Raw genomic sequence first — 17,551 nt, forward strand, 5'->3', positions numbered from 1 at the left:
GCCCGGCTGGCGACCTTACTCGGGGGTGATCCCTGCCTGCTTGATCTGTGCTGCCCAACGGACCATTTCCTTGCGCAGCATGGCATCGGCTTGTGCCGGGGTCATCGTCAGCGGTTCAAAGCCTTCCTTGAGCAGCCGCGCCTTGAGTTCGGGCTGGGCCAGCGCTTCGTTCAGCGTCTGGTTCAGCCTTGCCAGCACTTCCTTTGGCGTACCGGCCGGTGCGCTGACGATGAACCACGTCTCGAAGGCGTAGTTCGGCAGCCCGGCCTCGTTCATCGTGGGCACGTCAGGCATCAGCGGCGAGCGCTTCGGCCCGGTCACGGCCAGCGCGCGCAGCTTGCCGGCCTGCACCTGCGGCAACGCCGCGGACAGCACCGGAAAACTCATCTGGACCTGCCCCGCGATCGTGTCCACCAGAGCGGGGCCGCCGCCCTTGTAGGGCACATGCAGGATGTCCGCGCCCGATTCGGTCTTGAACAGTTCGGCGGCCATGTGGAATGTGCTGCCCGCCCCGGCCGAACCGAAGCTCAGCTTGCCCGGCTGCGCCTTGGCCATCGTCACGAGTTCCTTCACGTTCTTCGCGGGCAGCGCGTTGGTCACGACCAGTACGTGCTGCGATGTTCCCATCGTGCCAACCGATGCAAAGTCCTTGGCCGTATCGAATGGCAACTTTGCGAACAGCGACGGATTGACCGCCAGTGCGACATTGTTGATCGCCAGCGTGTAGCCGTCTGGCCGGGCCTTGGCCAACTGGTCCATGCCGATGTTGCCGGACGCGCCCGCGCGATTGTCGGCAACAACGGGCTGACCAAGCTGCTTGCCCCAGGCATCGGTGATCAGGCGGCCGGCGATATCGACGCTGCCGCCAGGCGCAAATGGCACGATCAGGCGGATCGGGCGATTCGGAAAATTCTCGGCGGCGAGGACCGGCACGGCGGCAAGCGTGGCAGCCAATGCCGTGACGGCAATGCCCGCACGCTTCGCCAGGCTGGCGAAGGGGATACCCATGATGTTGTCTCCTGGTTGGCGCCGGGCTCGGGCCCGGTCGAATGCCTGCCATCCGGAGCAGTTCCGGACATGGCGCAGGCAGTGTAACCATGAAACAAAGCGCAGGGATGCCCCCTTCAGAACGACATTGGTGCCGTCAACTCACGAATCGGCGACCGGCTCCATCCCTCATACGCTGGCATGTTGCAGGGCCGCCAGGTAATGGTGGATCTGCGCGACGACCGCCGCGCCCTCCCCCACGGCCGCGGCCACGCGCTTCGTGGACCCGGACCGCACATCGCCAATCGCGAACACGCCGGGCACGCTGGTTTCCAGCGTGTAGTCGGCGCGCTCGGTGCATGAGTGATGCGCGTCGTAACCGGTCAGGATAAAGCCCTTGTTGTCGGTTTCCACGTTGCATGAGCGCAGCCATTCGGTATTGGGCGCGGCGCCGATGAACAGGAATACATGGCGCATCGGCACCGCCACGCATTCGGAACCCTGCGCGCGGTCCTTGTATCGCACGGTGGAAAGCCAGCCGTCTCCCTCCATCGCCGTGATCTGCGAATGGGTATGCAGATGCACGTTGGGCAGGCTCTTGAGGCGGTCGATCAGATAGCGGGACATCGTCGCTTCCAGGCCTTCGCCTCGCACCAGCATGTGTACCTCCGCCGCGTGCGACGCCAGGTACACGGCCGCCTGGCCCGCCGAATTGCCGCCGCCCACGAGCATCGCGTGCTCATCCTTGCAGAGCTTGGCTTCAACGGGCGATGCCCAGTAATAGACGCCACGGCCCTCGTACTTGTCGAGCGAGTCGATATCGGCGCGGCGGTACTGGGCACCACTGGCGATCACCACGGTGCGGGTGCAAATCCGGCGTCCGTCGGCCAGTTCGAGCTGGATCGGGCTTTCCCCGCAATGCAGTGCCTTGGCCTCCAGCGGAATGGCCAGGTGTGCACCAAACTTGAGCGCCTGCACGAACGCGCGGCCCGCCAGCGCCTGACCGGAGATGCCGGTCGGAAAACCCAGGTAGTTCTCGATACGCGCACTGGCACCCGCCTGACCGCCCGGCGACCGGCAATCGAGCACCGCCACCGACAGTCCTTCGGACGCGGCATAGACCGCGGTGGCCAGCCCGGCGGGGCCCGCTCCCACCACAATCACGTCATATACGTGTTCCGGATCGAATTCGGGCACCAGCCCCAGGCAACTGGCAAGCTGGCCTTCGTCGGGCGCGCGCAGCACGCTGCCATCGGGGCAGATCACCATCGGGAAGTCGCTCGCCGGCGCCTTGCTGATATCGAGCAGGCAGGTGGAATCGGTGTCCGTCTCGACATCGATAACCCGGTGCGGATGTCCGTTCCGCCGCAGGAAAGCCTGCAGCGCCAGCAGCAGCGGCTGGGTACCCTTGCCCACCAGCACCGGACCGCCGCCCTGCTCGATCAGCCCCACCCGGCGCAGGATCAGCGCCCGCATGATGCGTTCGCCCAGATCGGCCTCGGCCACCAGCAACGCGCGCAAGTTCGGCGGCGGAATGACCAGGATAGTGGAATCTTCAAGCGCCACGGCATCGACCAGCGTGGGCTTGCCGGTCAGTTGCCCCACCTCGGCCAGGAACTGGCCCGGGCCTTCCTCGGTGATCGGGGTGCTGTGGCCAAAACCATCCCGGCGGTCGATACGGACGCGCCCCGTCAGCACCACATGCATGCCGCGTCCAGAATCGCCAACCCGGAACACCAGCTCGCCGGCATTCCACGTGTGTACTTCGCCAAAACGCCGGATGCGCGCGACCTCGGCAGCCGTCAGGGTAGGAAACATCTGATGCCGGCGCGTTTCCAGATTGGAAAACGGCGCATCGAGTTCGGGCGCCGGCTGCTGCGCGGCCCGGACGTCGTCGTTGTCAGGATTGGCGTCAAGTTCCGACGTCGCCTGCGTCATCTCCATGCTTTCCCCCATTTCCGTAAGCTGCCGGCCGGTTGCCGGCTTGTCATGCATCGATCAAAGACTGCATGGCCAGACTTGCTGGCCGCGCTGCAAAAAAAATAGTAGTCCGAGCCGCGCGGAAACACATCCGGAGTTTGCCGCAACCGACTCGCGCATGGCGCTTGCGCAGGATCATGAGCCGCCGGCAAACCTCCATGTAAGGTTGCGCACGCTACAACATTGTCATGCCGTTTTCATGACTATGAAAAAACCGACTGACTTCCAGAGCTATAAATCATGGTGAGAATATTAAGCGCTGGCTACACTGTGCTTCGCGCCTCCAAGACGCACCGTCCGTCACGGACCCAAGAGGCCCCTGGCGGCAGATCAGACAGCCCCCAGCAAGGAGACTAGATGTACCGCGATCGTATTCGCCTGGCCGCCCTCCAGGACAGAATCATGTCGGCCGATGAAGCCGCGACCCTGATCAAGGACGGCATGACCGTTGGCATGAGCGGATTTACGCGGGCCGGCGACTGCAAGGCCGTACCCATCGCACTGGCGCGCCGGGCTGCCGCCGATCCGCTGCAGATCACCCTGATTACCGGCGCCTCGCTGGGACACGATACCGACAAGATCCTGGCCGAAAGTAATGTGCTGGCACGCCGCATGCCGTTCCAGTCCGATGCCGCGCTGCGCCGCCGGATCAACGACGGCGAGGTAATGTTCATCGACCAGCATCTGGGAGAGACCGCCGAGCAGCTGCGCAGCGGCCAGATCGGCCCGGTGGACGTGGCGGTGATCGAGGCCGTGGCCATTACCGAATCAGGCGGCATCGTGCCCACCACTTCGGTCGGCAACTCGGCCAGCTTTGCAAAGATGGCAAAGCAGGTGATCGTCGAACTGAATCTGAACATGCCGGTTGGGCTGGAAGGCCTGCACGACATCGCATTCCCGGTGCAGCGGCCCTATCGCCAGCCGATTCCGCTGATTGCCGTGGAGCAGCGTATCGGGCTGCCGTACATTCCCGTCGATCCGGCGCGGATCGCGGCCATCGTCATCACGCAACGCGACGACAGTCCGTCGAACGCGCTGCCGCCCGATGCCGAAACCAACCAGATCGCCGGCCACCTGAACGCGCTGCTGGAGCGCGAGGTACGAGCGGGACGCCTGTCGCCGTCGCTACAACCGCTGCAGGCCGGTATCGGCACCATCGCGAATGCCGTGTTGCACGGCCTGTCCGAGTCGCCCTTTCACGACCTCACGATGTATTCCGAAGTGTTGCAGGACAGCACCATCGCCCTGCTCGACTCGGGCAAGATGCGTTTTGCCTCGGCTGCATCGATGACACTGTCCGCACCGGTGTATCGCCGCGTGCTCGACGACATCGAGCGCTACAAGCACAAGCTCGTGCTGCGTCCGCAGGAAATCAGCAACCACCCCGAAGTGCTGCGCCGGCTTGGCCTCATCACCATCAACACGGCGCTCGAGTGCGACATCTATGGCAACGTCAACTCCACGCATGTGGGTGGCACGCACATGATGAACGGCATTGGCGGCTCGGGTGACTTTGCGCGGAATGCTTATCTGTCGGTCTTCGTGACGAAGTCCGTGGCCAAGGACGGCAAGATTTCGAGCATCGTCCCGATGGTGACGCACGTCGACAACAGCGAGCACGACGTCGACATCCTCGTGACCGAACACGGCCTGGCGGATTTGCGTGGCCTGGCTCCCCGCGAGCGCGCGCTGCAAGTCATCAACAACTGCGCCGACCCGGCCTACCGCGATGGCCTGCTTGACTACTATCGCCGGGCCTGCCTGCGCGGTGGCCAGACGCCACACGTCCTGGAAGAAGCGTTCGCGTGGCACGTGCACTATCGCGACCACGGCACGATGCTCACGCAAGTGGGCAAGCCGGCGAACGAACCGCTCGCGGCCTGAAACGCGCGGCGCCACTCGGCGCCGCCTGCAATCCGGAGCGTTCGCTCCGGATTCGCTCCTACTCCTCCATCAGGACTCGAAGCATGCGCTCCGGGTCCACGAGAAAATCGCGCGTGATCTGGTAGTGCTCGGTCTCTTCATAAGCGACACGCACCACGCCATTGGCGGAGCAATGGTAGATCCACGCCTGCGGATAGGCCATCAGGATCGGCGAATGGGTGGCAATCAGGAATTGCGACCCATCACGAACCAGGTCATGCAGACGTGAGATCACTGCCAGTTGCCTTGCGGGCGACAGCGCCGCTTCCGGTTCATCGAGGATATACAGGCCCTCTCCTTGAAACCGCTCGGTAATCAAGGCCAGGAAGGCTTCTCCGTGCGACTGCTCATGCAGTGACCTGCCACCGTATGAAGCGATCACGGGCGGACCGAACCCTGGCTCCTCGTCGAGCCGCTCGATTTCCGTTGCCACGTTGAAAAAGCTCTCGGCGCGCAGGAAGTATCCCGTGCGCGGCCGGCGGATGCCCTTGGCGATGCGCAGGTACTCGTGAAGCTCGGAATGCGATGCACGGGTCGAGAAGCTGAAATTCCGGCTGCCCCCTTCAGCATTGAATCCGAGCGCCACCGCGATGGCTTCAAGCAGCGTCGACTTGCCCGAACCGTTCTCCCCGACGAAGAACGTCACCTGCGGATGCAGTTCGATATGGTCGAAGTCGCGTATCGCCGGCAGCGCGAATGGATAGCGATCGAAATCGGGCACCTTGTCTCTGAGCAGCGTGACCCGGCTGGCGTACTGGGTGGATAGCATGGCGGCAATCGATGCAGGAAGGCCCCAATGCTCACACATCTCGCGTCCTGCAGACCACCCCCCTGCAAGCCACAATATACGGGCGCCTCTGCTTCTTGGCGGTTAATTGCACTTCAATAAGGAGCGCTTTCGGCAGGACGACAATTTCAGAGCGCTGATCTTTTTGCCGGCCAGGAAGTGGCCTATCCTCTCCACACGACAGTACATTGACGATTTGACGGGCAAAGCTGCCCAACCATAACGACATGGAAAAGACTGCATTCGTGTTTGCTGGTGGCGGCAGTTTGGGCGCCATCGAAGTTGGCATGCTCCGGGAACTGGTGAACTGGGGCGTTTCGGCGGATCTGGTGATCGGCGCGTCGGCGGGTGCCATCAACGGCGCCTACTTCGCCAGCAATCCGCACGCCGAAGGTACAGCCAAGCTCGAAGGCCTGTGGCGCAGCATCACGCGCTCCGAGGTGTTGCCGTGGTCATGGCGCAGCATGTTCGGCATGATCATGGGCAATCGCGGGCATCTGGTGGAATCACAGGCATTGAAGCGCCTGCTCAATCGCCATTTTGGCGACGCGCGCGTGGAAAACGCCGAAGTGCCCCTGCACATCGTGGCCACCGACATGCATACCGGCGCGGAAGTGCTGCTGTCGTCGGGCAGCATGGTCAAGGCCGTGCTGGCCAGTGCGGCCATTCCGGGCGTCTTCCCGCCGGTCGAGATCGACGGCCGCAAGCTGATCGACGGCGGCGTGGCCAACAACACCCCGGTGTCCACGGCAATCCGGCTGGGAGCCACGCGCATCATCGTATTGCCGGCGGGCTTTGCATGCGCGGAGCGTCGCCCGCCCAAAGGCGCGATCGAGCACGCGTTCAATGCCCTGTCACTGCTGGTGGCGCGGCAGCTGGTGCATGACCTGGAACGCTGGGGAGATCATGCGCACATCGCCGTGGTGCCTCCGCTCTGCCCGCTCGAAGTCTCCCCGTACGACTACAGCCAGTGTGGCGAACTGATCGATCGTGCCGCGGCGGCCACGCTGGCCTGGCTGCGCGCGGACGGGCTTTCCAGCCGTCGCGTGCCCGGGGCGCTGGAACCGCACGATCACGACGCCGAGAATCCGAGTTGCAGCGCCGATATCGGTATGCCGCCTGCCAGCGCCACCCACTCGCACCATTCGCACGATCACTCGACCACGCATGGCAACGTCCACTGACATGGGCGCGGATTTACCTGGCAAGCGGGATTGGGTCCAGCGCGACGCCTCCGCGCGGAGCATGGAACGCATCGAGGCGTTTTTCGGCGGCCACGGCTATGACATGCACCGCCACGACACATATGCGATTGGCCGCACGCTATCCGGCGTGCAGAGCTTTTCGTATCGCCGTGGCATGACCCATAGCACGCCCGGCGGAACCATCGTGCTTCATCCGGACGAGCCGCACGATGGGCACGCCGGCACGGACGCAGGCTTCCACTACCGGATGCTCTATATCGAACCGTCGCTGGTGCAGCGGGTGCTGGGCGGCAGACCGCTGCCGTTCATTGCCGGGGGCCGCACCAGCGATATCCGGCTGTTTGCCGCGTCTGGCGTGCTGCTCGATGCAATGGACCATGCGCTCGATCCGCTGGAGGAGGACGATGCCATTTTCGATCTCTCCCACGCACTGGCCGCCGCCGCAGGGGTACCGCGCGGACGTCAGGCCGTCGACTACCGCGCTGCCGAGATCGCCCGTACCTGCCTGCTCGACAATCTAGATCGCACCGTGACCCTGGAGGAACTGGAGCAGGCCAGCGGCCGCGACCGCTGGAGCTTGTCGCGCGATTTTCGGGTGCTGTATGGCACCAGTCCCCATCGCTACCTGGTCATGCGCAGACTGGACACCGTGCGGCGGCTGGCCTCAGCGGGCCAATCGCTGGCCGATGCCTCGGTCTGGGCGGGCTTCTCCGACCAGAGCCACATGACACGGCACTTCACGCGCGCCTTTGGCCATTCACCGGGCCGCTGGCTACGGGCATTGCGCGGTACGTCCGGTTGACCTGCACGATCGTGCAAGACGGCGGCGCGCCGGGCCGTGCAGACTGGTTGCGTCCATCCACATCCAGGAGCCGTCATGAGTCACTCCCCGAGCCCATCGCCCGCCGCGCCAAAGTCCTATCACCCGATCAACTTCGCCCAGAAACTGAGTCTGTTCTCGGACCAATGGCAACCGCGCGTGATTGCCGAGATGAACGACTACCAGTTCAAGATAGTCCGGATCGAAGGTGACTTCATCTGGCACCAGCACGCCGACACCGACGAGACTTTCCTTGTGATCGATGGGCAGTTGCGCATTGATTTTCGGGATGGCCACGTCATGGTGGGTGCCGGTGAAATGTACGTCGTGCCGAAAGGCGTCGAGCACAAGCCGTCGGCACAAGGTGAAGTTCACATGCTGCTGATCGAGCCGCGCGGCGTGGTCAATACCGGTGACGAGGGCGGCGACCGGACCGCGCAGAACGATCTCTGGATCTGACGCAAGCTGTTGGCTTACGCCCAACCATTTTGCGGCCGGTGTTGGGCGAATCATCGTCCAACACCGTGTTTTCCCCGCCAAAAGTGATAAAAACCGCGCCCATCGGCGGTATTTAACGATGGCATGTTCTCTGCAATCAGACGGATAGAGCGCGGCGCCGCGCACGACCCTGATCCGGAGCCCACGGCTCCCCCCGGAGAACTGCCATGTTGATTCCGCCCCAGTTGCGGCCAGGCGTTGTTGCGCCGCCTCGCCCAAGCCAAGCCCGCATCATCCGCTATCGCCTTCGCGGCTTCATCCTGCTGTTGCGGGTGTTGCTGCTTTGCTTCCAGACTGCCGCGCACGCCGACAAGGCATTGCCGACGGCGCCCGCCCCAAACGCGGCACCGGGATTCCTGGAGGCCGTCGCCGTTGATTATGCGAACAGCCAGCTGTTCAACGCCGTCGAAGGCATTGCCGCCATCCGCGAGCCACGCGCCGTCCGTTCCGCTCCATCGCCCGCCCCCAGCGCGCCGGCTTCGAACCCTTCGACCGTCACGCCGGCGCCCGCGAATATCCGCCGAGTGAACGCGCAGTAACCCTGTCAGTGGCGCGGCGTGCAGTCTTTACATGCAGCGGCGCAACGCTTGCATGGCGCCCGGCCGGCGCGGCACACCGCCATGCCAGTCCACACAAGGCCTGGCGTCCGCGGTACGAAAATTGCCCCATTCCTGAAATGACCAGCGACGATGTGCGGCGAGTTTGCATGTGTTGACACGTGCATGCTGCCTCACCCGCCTGGTAATCCATCACTTTCAGGAGCGCAACATGGGTGACTATCACAGCGAGCGTTATCGCCGGAATACCCCCTGGCGGGCCGATGAAAGCCGACGCGACGACGACCTGGGTGACCCCTGGGACGACGGGCGCGGCTCACGCTGGTCTGACGAAGACTGGCAGCCCGAATCGTTCGACGATAGCTGGGACGACGCACGCCGACGCCAGCGGATGACCCCGGGCCAACTCAGCGAAGGCGGCCCCGCGCCTTCGGGATACCGCGGCACAGGCGACGCAGACGATCAAGGTAGCGATCTGCGCTACGGATTGAACGGCGGCTACGGCACGTCCCCCGAGGAAGAAGAGGCATGGCGGCTCAGGGAGCAGCACAAGAGCCGGCAATATGCCAGTGACTATGGCGACTACGGCGACATGGGCGATGAACGCCGCCGCACCGACTATGGCGTGCGCCGTCGCCAAGGCGAGTTCGGCAACTACGGTGGCGACTATGGCGGCCGTCGAGAGCGCCGGGACGAGCGCGAGCCTGGCCGATATCCCGACCCTGGCTATAGGCAGCGGCGCGGCTTTGGCAATGCGGATCAGGAATGGCTGCGCGAAGCGGATCGACGCGCCCCGCCCTATCGCAGCCAGCACGGCAGGCATACGGCCTACTTCAACGATCTGCGCAGCGATACGCGCTACTGGACCGAGCCGGACGACGAATGGGGCGAAAGCCGTCCGCCGTACCACGCACAACGCTATGGGCACGACTACCTTGGCTCGCGCGGCTATGACGAAGAACTCGGCTACGCGCCAACGCGCCGTGGGTCGTCATCGGGCGATACCTGGCGCGGCGACGACCGCGAACGTGACAGCGACCGCGATTATCGGGAGGACGAGCATGGTCCGCTCTACAACCTCGGCCATCGCATCGGCCAGGCCATGAGCGACTGGTTTGGCCCCGGATCGATGGAAAAGCGCTCCGGCCCGCGCGGCTATACGCGCACGGACGAGCGCATCCGCGACGAGATCTGCGAACGGCTGGCGTTCACGACCGGCATCGATGTCCGCGAAGTATCCGTGGACGTCGACAACGGCAAGGTCACGCTTGGCGGCACCGTGCGCACGCGCGGACAGAAGTACGACATCGAGGATCTTGCCGACAACACGTTCGGCGTGACCGAAGTCGAAAACAATATCCGCGTGCAGCGGCAGGACGTTGACTCCGCGGTGACCGGCGCGGGTGGCGCCAATGGCTGGTAGCAGCCAGGCGCCCTCCCGGTAACGCTACGGACCGATTGGGACTTGGTGCCCGCCTGACAGCGGGCACATCTTTTTCATGCGGCCAGACGGAATACGCTGACCGTCTGCTCCATCCGCTCCGCCTGTTCCTGCAGTGCGCGCGCCGCGGCGGCAGCCTCTTCCACCAGCGCCGCGTTCTGCTGCGTGACCTGATCCATTTGCGTAACGGCCTGGTTCACCTGTGCAATGCCGCCGCTCTGTTCGTGCGACGCACGGCTGATCTCGTCCATCATTTCGGTCACACGCTGCACAGCGCTCACCACCTCGCCCATCGTCGTTGCGGTGTCGTTGGCCAGCGCCGTGCCACTTGCCACGCGTCCGGTCGATTGCGAGATCACGGTACGAATCTCCTTCGCCGAATTGGCGGCGCGTTGTGCGAGCGTGCGAACCTCGCCAGCCACCACGGCGAACCCTCGCCCCATCTCGCCGGCGCGCGCGGCCTCGACGGACGCATTGAGCGCCAGGATATTGGTCTGGAAGGCAATGCTGTCGATCACCGCAATGATGTCGACGATACGGCGGGAATCGGCCTCGATCTCGCTCATCGTCTGGCGCATACGCACCACCGACTCGCCACCCGCCACGGCAATCCCCGCGGCTTCGGCGGCCAGCGTGCTTGCCTGGCTGGCGTTGCCAGCGTTCTGCTGCACGATCGAGGTCAGTTCCTCCATGCTTGCCGCAGTCTGCTCCAGCGAAGATGCCTGCGCCTCGGTGCGCTGCGACAGATCGGCATTGCCTTGCGCAATCTGCCCCGCCGCGACCAGCACATTCTGGGCGCTGTCCCGCGTGCTGCCGATGACGTCGCGCCATGCGTCCACCAGCGTCATCAGGTGGCGCTTGACGTCGCTCAGCTCATCACGGCCGCGCGCTTCGATCCGTACGCCGAGATCCCCGCCATTGATGCGTTCGACCAGTTCGGCCACATCCTGTACATCGTCACGCATGCCGCGGCTGAAACCCGCAAACAGGTAGAGCGCGCCGCCGACGGTGGCCAGCGCAAGCACCACCAGCACGACGAGCTTGCGCTGCTCCTTGCCGACGCGCTGCGCCAGCATGGTGCCCGCCAGCGCCGTGAACTCCCGGCTCACCGCCGACACGGCATCGATGGCGGCCGTGCCTTCCGCAAAGTACGCCTTGGCCTCGATCGTGATGCCGGCGGACCTAAGCATGCTGACCTTCAGCGTGCGATAGAAATTGTCGACGGCCGCCAGTTGCTTCGTCGCGGCCGCCACGCGGTCCCGATACTGCGGCGCTGCCTGCTCCACGCGGGCCATATCGCGGCGCACGGTTTCCAGTCCGTCCTGGATCTGGTCCGCCAGCGCGGCCAGATCGGCCTGCTGCGCGGCATCGGAATAGCCGCCTTGCGCGATGATGCCGGCGCCCCGGCCCCGCGCCAGCGCGCTCACTTCGGCAAGTTTGGGCATCGGCCCCACCATCAGGTTGATCAGATAGTACGAGCTGGCTTCAGGATCGAGCACAAGCGACGAACGATCGGCCACCTCGCCGATAAACAGCCGCGTCTGCTTCACCAGTGCCGTGTGGCGCTCGAACAGCGGCGCCGCAGGTGTGTCGAGGCCAAGCCTGCGGATCTGCTGCCAGGCTTCGTCAAGCTTCTTTGCCTCGGGCACCACGTCGAACGTCGTGATCGCGGCGGATTCACTGAGCAGGGCCGACAGATGCTGTGCGGCTTTGCCATCGGCGGCATCGAAAGTGGGCCGGAAACTGGCATTGCCCAGCAGCAAGCCATTGGCGGCACCACGGCGCACCTGCGATTCGCGCATGAAGTCCAGCGCGTATCCGGCGAGCTTCAGCCCGCGTTGTTCATCCTGCGTGTCCCGTATCGACTGGACCGACTGGTTCAGCACGGCAAACAACGCCCCGCACAGCGGGATCAGGAAGAGCACGGACAACAGCACCAGTTTGCGGGTGATGGTCAGGCGTGCCATCAGCCGAACGGCGGGAGTCAAAAAAGCGGTCACGATGCTCCTTGTATCGAGGGTCTCATTGCCCGCTGTAACGGCGCCGATCCCAGGAAATGAAGCCGTTTTTCCCGCTATTTCCAGCGTTCTTTGATGCCGCACAAACGCAGTGCAATCCGCGCACGACACCGGTGCCGCGCGCACAAAAAACGCGCGGCCAAACTGCACTTTCTTGTGCAGCCGGCCGCACGTTGGCGCGGTGTGCGGCGGTGTGTTTCCGATGCGGCGCTATGCCGCCATGTCAGGCCGTGGCGCCGCCATCCAGACCGATGGTCTGTCCAGAGATATAGCGGCCCGCCGGCGATGCCAGCAGCACGGCCAGCCCTGCCACATCGCTCGCCTCCGCGATGCGGCGCATCGGGATGGCGGCGGACAGTGCCTTCTCGCGCTCGGGGTCGCCCCACAGCGCGTCGCGCGAGAAGTCGGTGCGTACCGGACCTGGGTTGATGCTGTTCACGTTAATGTTGTACGGGCCAAGCGTCTGCGCCAGGTTGCGCATCGCCAGGTCCGTGGCGCCCTTCGAAATGCTGTACAGCGCCAGCATGGGCGAACCACGGCGCGCGGCGATGCTGGACATGAACGTGATGGAGCCATCCTTGCGCTCAATCATCTGCGGCGCCAGCGCGTTGACCAGTACCAAGTTGCCGCGCACGTTGCCGGCCATCACTTCATCGAACTGCTCAGGGCCCTGCCCCAGCATCGACCCCACTGCGGTACTGCCCGCCGCGTTCAGCACCAGCGCGTCCACGCGGCCGAACTTTTCCAGTACCTGCGCGGCAAAGGCGCGCACGCTGTCGACGTCGACGATGTCGCAGGCGACGCCGGTGGCATCGATGCCCTGCTCCCGCAGCCCGGCCGCCACTTGCTCGGACACCGCGGCCGCACGGCCGGAGATCACCACGCGGGCGCCCGCCTGCCCCAGCGCACGGGCCATTTCCAGGCCCATGCCCTTGGTGGACCCGGCAACTACCGCGACGCGGCCGGACATATCGAACAGTTTGAACATGACAGATTCTCCTTTGGACAAGGGACAGGTTTCAACACGGACCGCCATCGCTTCCATTTGGATGACGACCAACATTTATTGAATAAAGTATGGATGTCATCTAAACTCCGGTCAAGCTCGAATTTTCGGCATTCAATGCTTTTGCAGCAGGGAGAAGAAAGATGGCACGCGCGTCACGGGCAGTCGCCGATCAGCATAGGACAGCCATTGAAGAAGCGTCAGCCAGACTGTTTCGTCAGCACGGGCTGCACGGCGTCTCGGTGGCCCAGGTCATGGCCGAAGCCGGTCTCACCCACGGCGGCTTTTATGGTCACTTTGCATCGAAGGACGAACTGGCGGCGGTGGCCTGCGCGCGGGCCTTCAGCAGTTCGGCTGCCCGCTGGGAACAGAAGATCACCCAGGCCGGAGGCGACCGCCGCGCCGCGCGGCAGGGCCTTGTAGCGTCCTATCTGAACGAAATGCATCGTGACGTGCCCGGCCACGGCTGCCCGGCTTCGGCCCTGGTCACCGACGTGGCGCGCGAGCCGGCCGGCAAACCCGTACGCCAGGCGTATCTGGATGGCGTCAAGCAATTGCTCGCCGCGTGGAAAGCCACCGCGCCCGATGCAAGCGCGGACGACACCGCCGCCCATCGGGCCGCCCTGCTGGAGATGGCAACGCTGGTGGGCGCCATCACACTGGCGCGCGCCACGGCCGGCGACGCCATCTCCGACGAGATTCTCGAAGCCGCCCGCGCGTCGCTGCTCGATATCGACACTTTCACCACAGCCTGACCGGCGGGCACGCCCCCCCTTCTCTGCCCGCCCCTACCCTTACGGAGCCACATGTTTGCGCAAGCCCTATCGAGCCGGCTGGACCGGCGCGGCGTCCACTACGCCTGGATCGTCGCGGCCATCACGTTCTGCGTGATGCTGACCACTTCCGCCGCGCTTGGCCTGCCCGGCGCCTTCCTGAAACCGCTGACCGCCGAAATGGGCTGGAGTACCGACCAGGTATCGTCGATCCTGGCGTTCCGCTTTGCGCTGTTCGGATTGATGGCCCCGTTCTCCGCCCTGCTGATGGACCGCTTCGGGGTGCGTAACGTGGTCTGCGCGGCGCTGGCGCTGATTTCCGGCGGCATGGCGCTGGCAACCGTATCGACGCAGCTCTGGCAGCTGTTCCTGGCGTGGGGCCTGATGCTCGGCGTCGGCTCCGGCCTCACGGCGTTGGTGCTGGCCGCGCTGGTGGCCAACCGCTGGTTCACCGCGCGGCGCGGGCTGGTCATCGGCCTGCTCACCGCCAGCTCCGCCACGGGGCAACTGGCCTTCCTGCCGGTGGCGGCCTGGCTGATCGAACATATGGGCTGGCGCGTGGCCGTCCTGCCAGTGCTGGCCGCGTGCGCCACGCTGGCCGTGGTCGTGCTTGGTCTGATGCGCAACCGCCCGTCCGATGTCGGCCTGGCGCCGTTTGGCGAAGTGCCCGCGACGGCGTCCGCCGCGCCCGCGCCTGCGCCTGCCGCACCGATGTCATGGGCCGGCCCGTTCGCGGTGCTGCGCGACGCGGCGCGCACGCAGACCTTCTGGATTCTGGCCGGGACGTTCTTCATCTGCGGACTTTCCACCAACGGTCTGATCCAGACCCACTTCATCGCGTTGTGCGCGGACTTCGGCATGTCCGCCGTCCCTGCCGCATCGGCGCTGGCGATGATGGGCGCGTTCGACTTTGTCGGCACGATTCTGTCCGGCTGGCTGTCGGACCGCTACGACAGTCGCAAGCTGCTGTTCTGGTACTACGCGCTGCGCGGGCTGTCGCTGTTCTGGCTGCCGCACTCGGAATTCACGCTCTATGGCCTGTCGATCTTCGCCATGTTCTACGGCCTGGACTGGATTGCCACCGTTCCGCCCACGATCAAGCTGGCCGGTAGCACGTTCGGCCGCGAGCGCGCCCCAATGGTGTTCGGCTGGATCTTTGCCGCTCACCAGATCGGCGCGGCAACGGCCGCATTTGGCGCGGGGCTGTCGCGCACGCTGTGGCTGACCTATTCGCCCGCGCTCTATGTTGCGGGCAGCGCCTGCCTGGTTGCGGCTCTGCTGGCGCTGATGGTGCGGCGCAAGTCGCCGCAAATGGCGCCGCAACCGGCCCAGGCGTAACGTCTGGCGATGGACCCTAGACCGCGTCGGACGCGGTCGCCACGAATGCTTCGATCAGGGCGGCGGCCGACGCACGCTTGAGTGCCGACTGCCGCACCAGCACCCCGATCTCCCGATATAGCGGCTGGCCCGGCATCGGCACTTCAACGATGTTCGCGGTCTGCCGCAACGGCACGAGCACCGACGGAATGATCGCGCAGCCAAGCCCCTCGCTCACCATTTGCAGGATCACGGCAGGCTCGTCGAGTTCCATCCCTTCACGCACCCACATGCGGTGCCGCCGCAGGTAGCGATCCACCAGCTGGCCGCCCGTGGAGTGGCGGTTGTAGCGGATGAACGGCACGGTCTCCAGCAACGTCTTCAGGTTGTCCGGCGATCCTGTCGGCGCCACTGCCACAAAGCGCTCGCGCACCAGCGGCACCCATTTCAGTTCCGGCGGAATCCCAAGCCGAGGTTTCACCAGCACGGCGATATCCAGCTCGCGTGCATCCACCTGCGTCAGTAGCTGCGTCGACATACCCGGCACGATGTTCACATGGGTGTCCGGGTGCGCCATGCGAAAGCGCTGCATCGCGCGCGGCAGCAGGCTCGACTGCGCGGTGGACACCGCACCGAGGTCCAGCGGCGCCATGTCGCGCTGGGCACGCGCGCCCTTCATCGATTCATAGAGCGCGACGATGCGCGCGGCGTCCCCGAGCATCTGCTGGCCCTCGTCGCTCAACGCCACCGACTTGCCGGATCGGTCGAACAGCGAGCAGCCCAGATCTTCTTCAAGGCGGCGGATCTGGGTGCTGACGGCCGACTGGGTCAGCCCGAGTCGCGTACCCGCCGCTGAAAACGAGCCGGTTTCGGCGGCCACCAGGAAAGTCTTGAAATAGCGCAGCAAGGGACGGCCCCGGAAACAAGGAGTGGTGGCTCACGCATCGAAAATTTCGATACTCAGACAAAAAATGATTCGTTTCATATTACGAGTTCTGCTGATTACAATCAACGACACACGCTGACAACCACCCCGCAAACCCAAGCCATGAGCGCCATTCCCCTGTTTCACCTTGCCTTTCCCGTCCACGATCTAGCTACCGCGCGCCAGTTCTATGGCGATCTGCTCGGATGCCCCGAGGGCCGCAGCTCGGACGCCTGGGTGGATTTCAATTTCTACGGCCATCAAGTTGTTGCGCACCTGTCGCCCGACGAGTGCGGCCATCGCTCCACCAGCGCCGTTGACGGTGACGATGTGCCGGTACGCCACTTTGGCGCGATCCTGCCGATGGACGAGTGGGAGCGGCTGTCCGAAAAGCTGCGCGCCGCGGGCACGAAATTCGTGATCGAGCCGCACGTACGCTTCAAGGGCCAGGTTGGCGAGCAGGCCACGATGTTCTTCCTCGATCCGTCGGGCAATGCGCTGGAATTCAAGGCGTTCGGCGACCTGAGCCAGGTTTTTGCCAAGTAAGAAACCACCCACCGATATAGAGACACAGAGAGAAACCGAGCGAGACATGACCGAATTCGTGATCCAACCCGCGCTCCAGCCCAGCGTAGCCGTTGCCGGCAGCCAGGCCCGCTTTCCGATCCGCCGCGTGTTCTGCGTGGGCCGCAACTATGCCGCGCATGCGCGCGAAATGGGCAAGGACCCTGACCGCGAGCCGCCGTTCTTCTTCACCAAGCCCGCCGACGCCGTCGTTGCGGCCGAAGGCACGGTGCCCTATCCGCCGCTGACCGAGAACCTGCACCACGAGATCGAACTCGTGGTCGCCATCGGCAAGGCTGGCGCGAACGTCAAACCCGCCCAGGCGCTGGACCTGGTCTGGGGCTATGGCGTGGGCGTGGACCTGACGCGCCGTGACCTGCAGGACGTGGCCAAGAAGATGAGCCGCCCCTGGGACTGGTCGAAGTCGTTCGATGCATCGGGTCCGTGCGGTCCGCTGCAGCCGGCCTCCGCGATCGGTCATCCGTCGCAGGGTGCCATCTGGCTCAAGGTCAACGGCGAAACGCGCCAGCAAGGCGACCTTACCGAGCTGATCTGGCCCGTGGCCGATGTCATCGCCTATATCTCCGAGTCCATGACGCTGCAGCCCGGTGACCTGATCTTCACGGGCACGCCGGCTGGCGTCGGCGCGCTGAACCCTGGCGATGCCGTCACCGCAGGTGTGGAAGGTGTCGGCGAGATCGCTTTCACGATCGGCAAGCGCTAAGACATCGCTCCGCAAGTACCAAGGCG

At 64.7% G+C, this 17,551-nt stretch carries 16 protein-coding genes; 10 read left to right on the forward strand and 6 right to left on the reverse strand.

Going from position 1 to position 17,551, the window contains the following annotated elements; translation table 11 throughout:
- Positions 1 to 15: 15 nt before the first annotated feature.
- Together AC3FLX_RS16890 and AC3FLX_RS16895 are read right to left on the reverse strand one after the other, a co-directional pair.
- Positions 16 to 1,008 (reverse strand): tripartite tricarboxylate transporter substrate binding protein, encoded by a 993-nt coding sequence (locus AC3FLX_RS16890; protein WP_488698402.1) that lies wholly within the window; start codon positions 1,006 to 1,008, stop codon positions 16 to 18.
- 168 nt (positions 1,009 to 1,176) lie between these two features.
- A complete protein-coding gene (locus tag AC3FLX_RS16895) occupies positions 1,177 to 2,931 on the reverse strand; it encodes an FAD-dependent oxidoreductase (protein ID WP_488698698.1) in 1,755 nt (584 codons plus the stop codon).
- Positions 2,932 to 3,324: 393 nt separating this feature from the next.
- On the opposite strand from AC3FLX_RS16895, the gene scpC reads away from it, so the two are divergent.
- Positions 3,325 to 4,851 carry a succinyl-CoA:acetate CoA-transferase ScpC gene (scpC, locus tag AC3FLX_RS16900; protein WP_488698404.1) on the forward strand — a complete coding sequence of 509 codons (1,527 nt, stop codon included), beginning with the start codon at positions 3,325 to 3,327 and terminating at the stop codon, positions 4,849 to 4,851.
- Positions 4,852 to 4,909: 58 nt separating this feature from the next.
- On the opposite strand, the gene AC3FLX_RS16905 is transcribed toward scpC, so the two are convergent.
- Positions 4,910 to 5,659 (reverse strand): AAA family ATPase, encoded by a 750-nt coding sequence (locus AC3FLX_RS16905; RefSeq protein WP_488698406.1) that lies wholly within the window; start codon positions 5,657 to 5,659, stop codon positions 4,910 to 4,912.
- 245 nt (positions 5,660 to 5,904) lie between these two features.
- Between AC3FLX_RS16905 and AC3FLX_RS16910 the strand changes: the two genes are divergently transcribed.
- From AC3FLX_RS16910 to AC3FLX_RS16930, 5 genes are all read left to right on the forward strand, one after another.
- Positions 5,905 to 6,861, forward strand: coding sequence for a patatin-like phospholipase family protein (locus AC3FLX_RS16910; RefSeq protein WP_488698408.1), 957 nt, complete (start codon positions 5,905 to 5,907; stop codon positions 6,859 to 6,861).
- Positions 6,845 to 7,684 carry an AraC family transcriptional regulator gene (locus AC3FLX_RS16915; protein WP_488698409.1) on the forward strand — a complete coding sequence of 280 codons (840 nt, stop codon included), beginning with the start codon at positions 6,845 to 6,847 and terminating at the stop codon, positions 7,682 to 7,684. The genes AC3FLX_RS16910 and AC3FLX_RS16915 overlap by 17 nt, the downstream gene beginning before the upstream one ends.
- A gap of 75 nt (positions 7,685 to 7,759) precedes the next feature.
- On the forward strand, positions 7,760 to 8,161 hold the full coding sequence (locus AC3FLX_RS16920) for a cupin domain-containing protein (RefSeq protein ID WP_488698411.1): 402 nt from the start codon (positions 7,760 to 7,762) through the stop codon (positions 8,159 to 8,161).
- Positions 8,162 to 8,367: 206 nt separating this feature from the next.
- Positions 8,368 to 8,739, forward strand: coding sequence for a hypothetical protein (locus AC3FLX_RS16925; RefSeq protein WP_488698412.1), 372 nt, complete (start codon positions 8,368 to 8,370; stop codon positions 8,737 to 8,739).
- Positions 8,740 to 8,968: 229 nt separating this feature from the next.
- Positions 8,969 to 10,180 carry a BON domain-containing protein gene (locus AC3FLX_RS16930; protein ID WP_488698414.1) on the forward strand — a complete coding sequence of 404 codons (1,212 nt, stop codon included), beginning with the start codon at positions 8,969 to 8,971 and terminating at the stop codon, positions 10,178 to 10,180.
- Between the two features lie 74 nt (positions 10,181 to 10,254).
- Here AC3FLX_RS16930 and AC3FLX_RS16935 read toward each other — a convergent pair whose 3' ends face one another.
- Complete coding sequence (locus AC3FLX_RS16935) at positions 10,255 to 12,198, reverse strand: methyl-accepting chemotaxis protein (protein WP_488698416.1); 1,944 nt, start codon at positions 12,196 to 12,198, stop codon at positions 10,255 to 10,257.
- Positions 12,199 to 12,439: 241 nt separating this feature from the next.
- A complete protein-coding gene (locus AC3FLX_RS16940) occupies positions 12,440 to 13,204 on the reverse strand; it encodes an SDR family NAD(P)-dependent oxidoreductase (RefSeq protein WP_488698418.1) in 765 nt (254 codons plus the stop codon).
- A gap of 161 nt (positions 13,205 to 13,365) precedes the next feature.
- Here AC3FLX_RS16940 and AC3FLX_RS16945 point away from each other — a divergent pair, with 161 nt between their 5' ends.
- Positions 13,366 to 13,977 carry a TetR/AcrR family transcriptional regulator gene (locus AC3FLX_RS16945; protein ID WP_488698420.1) on the forward strand — a complete coding sequence of 204 codons (612 nt, stop codon included), beginning with the start codon at positions 13,366 to 13,368 and terminating at the stop codon, positions 13,975 to 13,977.
- 51 nt (positions 13,978 to 14,028) lie between these two features.
- A complete protein-coding gene (locus AC3FLX_RS16950; RefSeq protein WP_488698422.1) occupies positions 14,029 to 15,333 on the forward strand; it encodes an MFS transporter in 1,305 nt (434 codons plus the stop codon).
- Between the two features lie 16 nt (positions 15,334 to 15,349).
- Here AC3FLX_RS16950 and AC3FLX_RS16955 read toward each other — a convergent pair whose 3' ends face one another.
- The gene (locus AC3FLX_RS16955) at positions 15,350 to 16,219 is read right to left on the reverse strand and encodes a LysR family transcriptional regulator (protein ID WP_488698424.1); all 870 of its coding nucleotides are present in this window, start codon (positions 16,217 to 16,219) and stop codon (positions 15,350 to 15,352) included.
- Between the two features lie 141 nt (positions 16,220 to 16,360).
- Between AC3FLX_RS16955 and AC3FLX_RS16960 the strand changes: the two genes are divergently transcribed.
- On the forward strand, positions 16,361 to 16,783 hold the full coding sequence (locus AC3FLX_RS16960) for a VOC family protein (RefSeq protein ID WP_488698426.1): 423 nt from the start codon (positions 16,361 to 16,363) through the stop codon (positions 16,781 to 16,783).
- A gap of 46 nt (positions 16,784 to 16,829) precedes the next feature.
- The gene (locus AC3FLX_RS16965; RefSeq protein ID WP_488698428.1) at positions 16,830 to 17,525 is read left to right on the forward strand and encodes a fumarylacetoacetate hydrolase family protein; all 696 of its coding nucleotides are present in this window, start codon (positions 16,830 to 16,832) and stop codon (positions 17,523 to 17,525) included.
- Positions 17,526 to 17,551 lie beyond the last annotated feature (26 nt).

The organism is Cupriavidus sp. 291-E7, assembly GCF_057798835.1.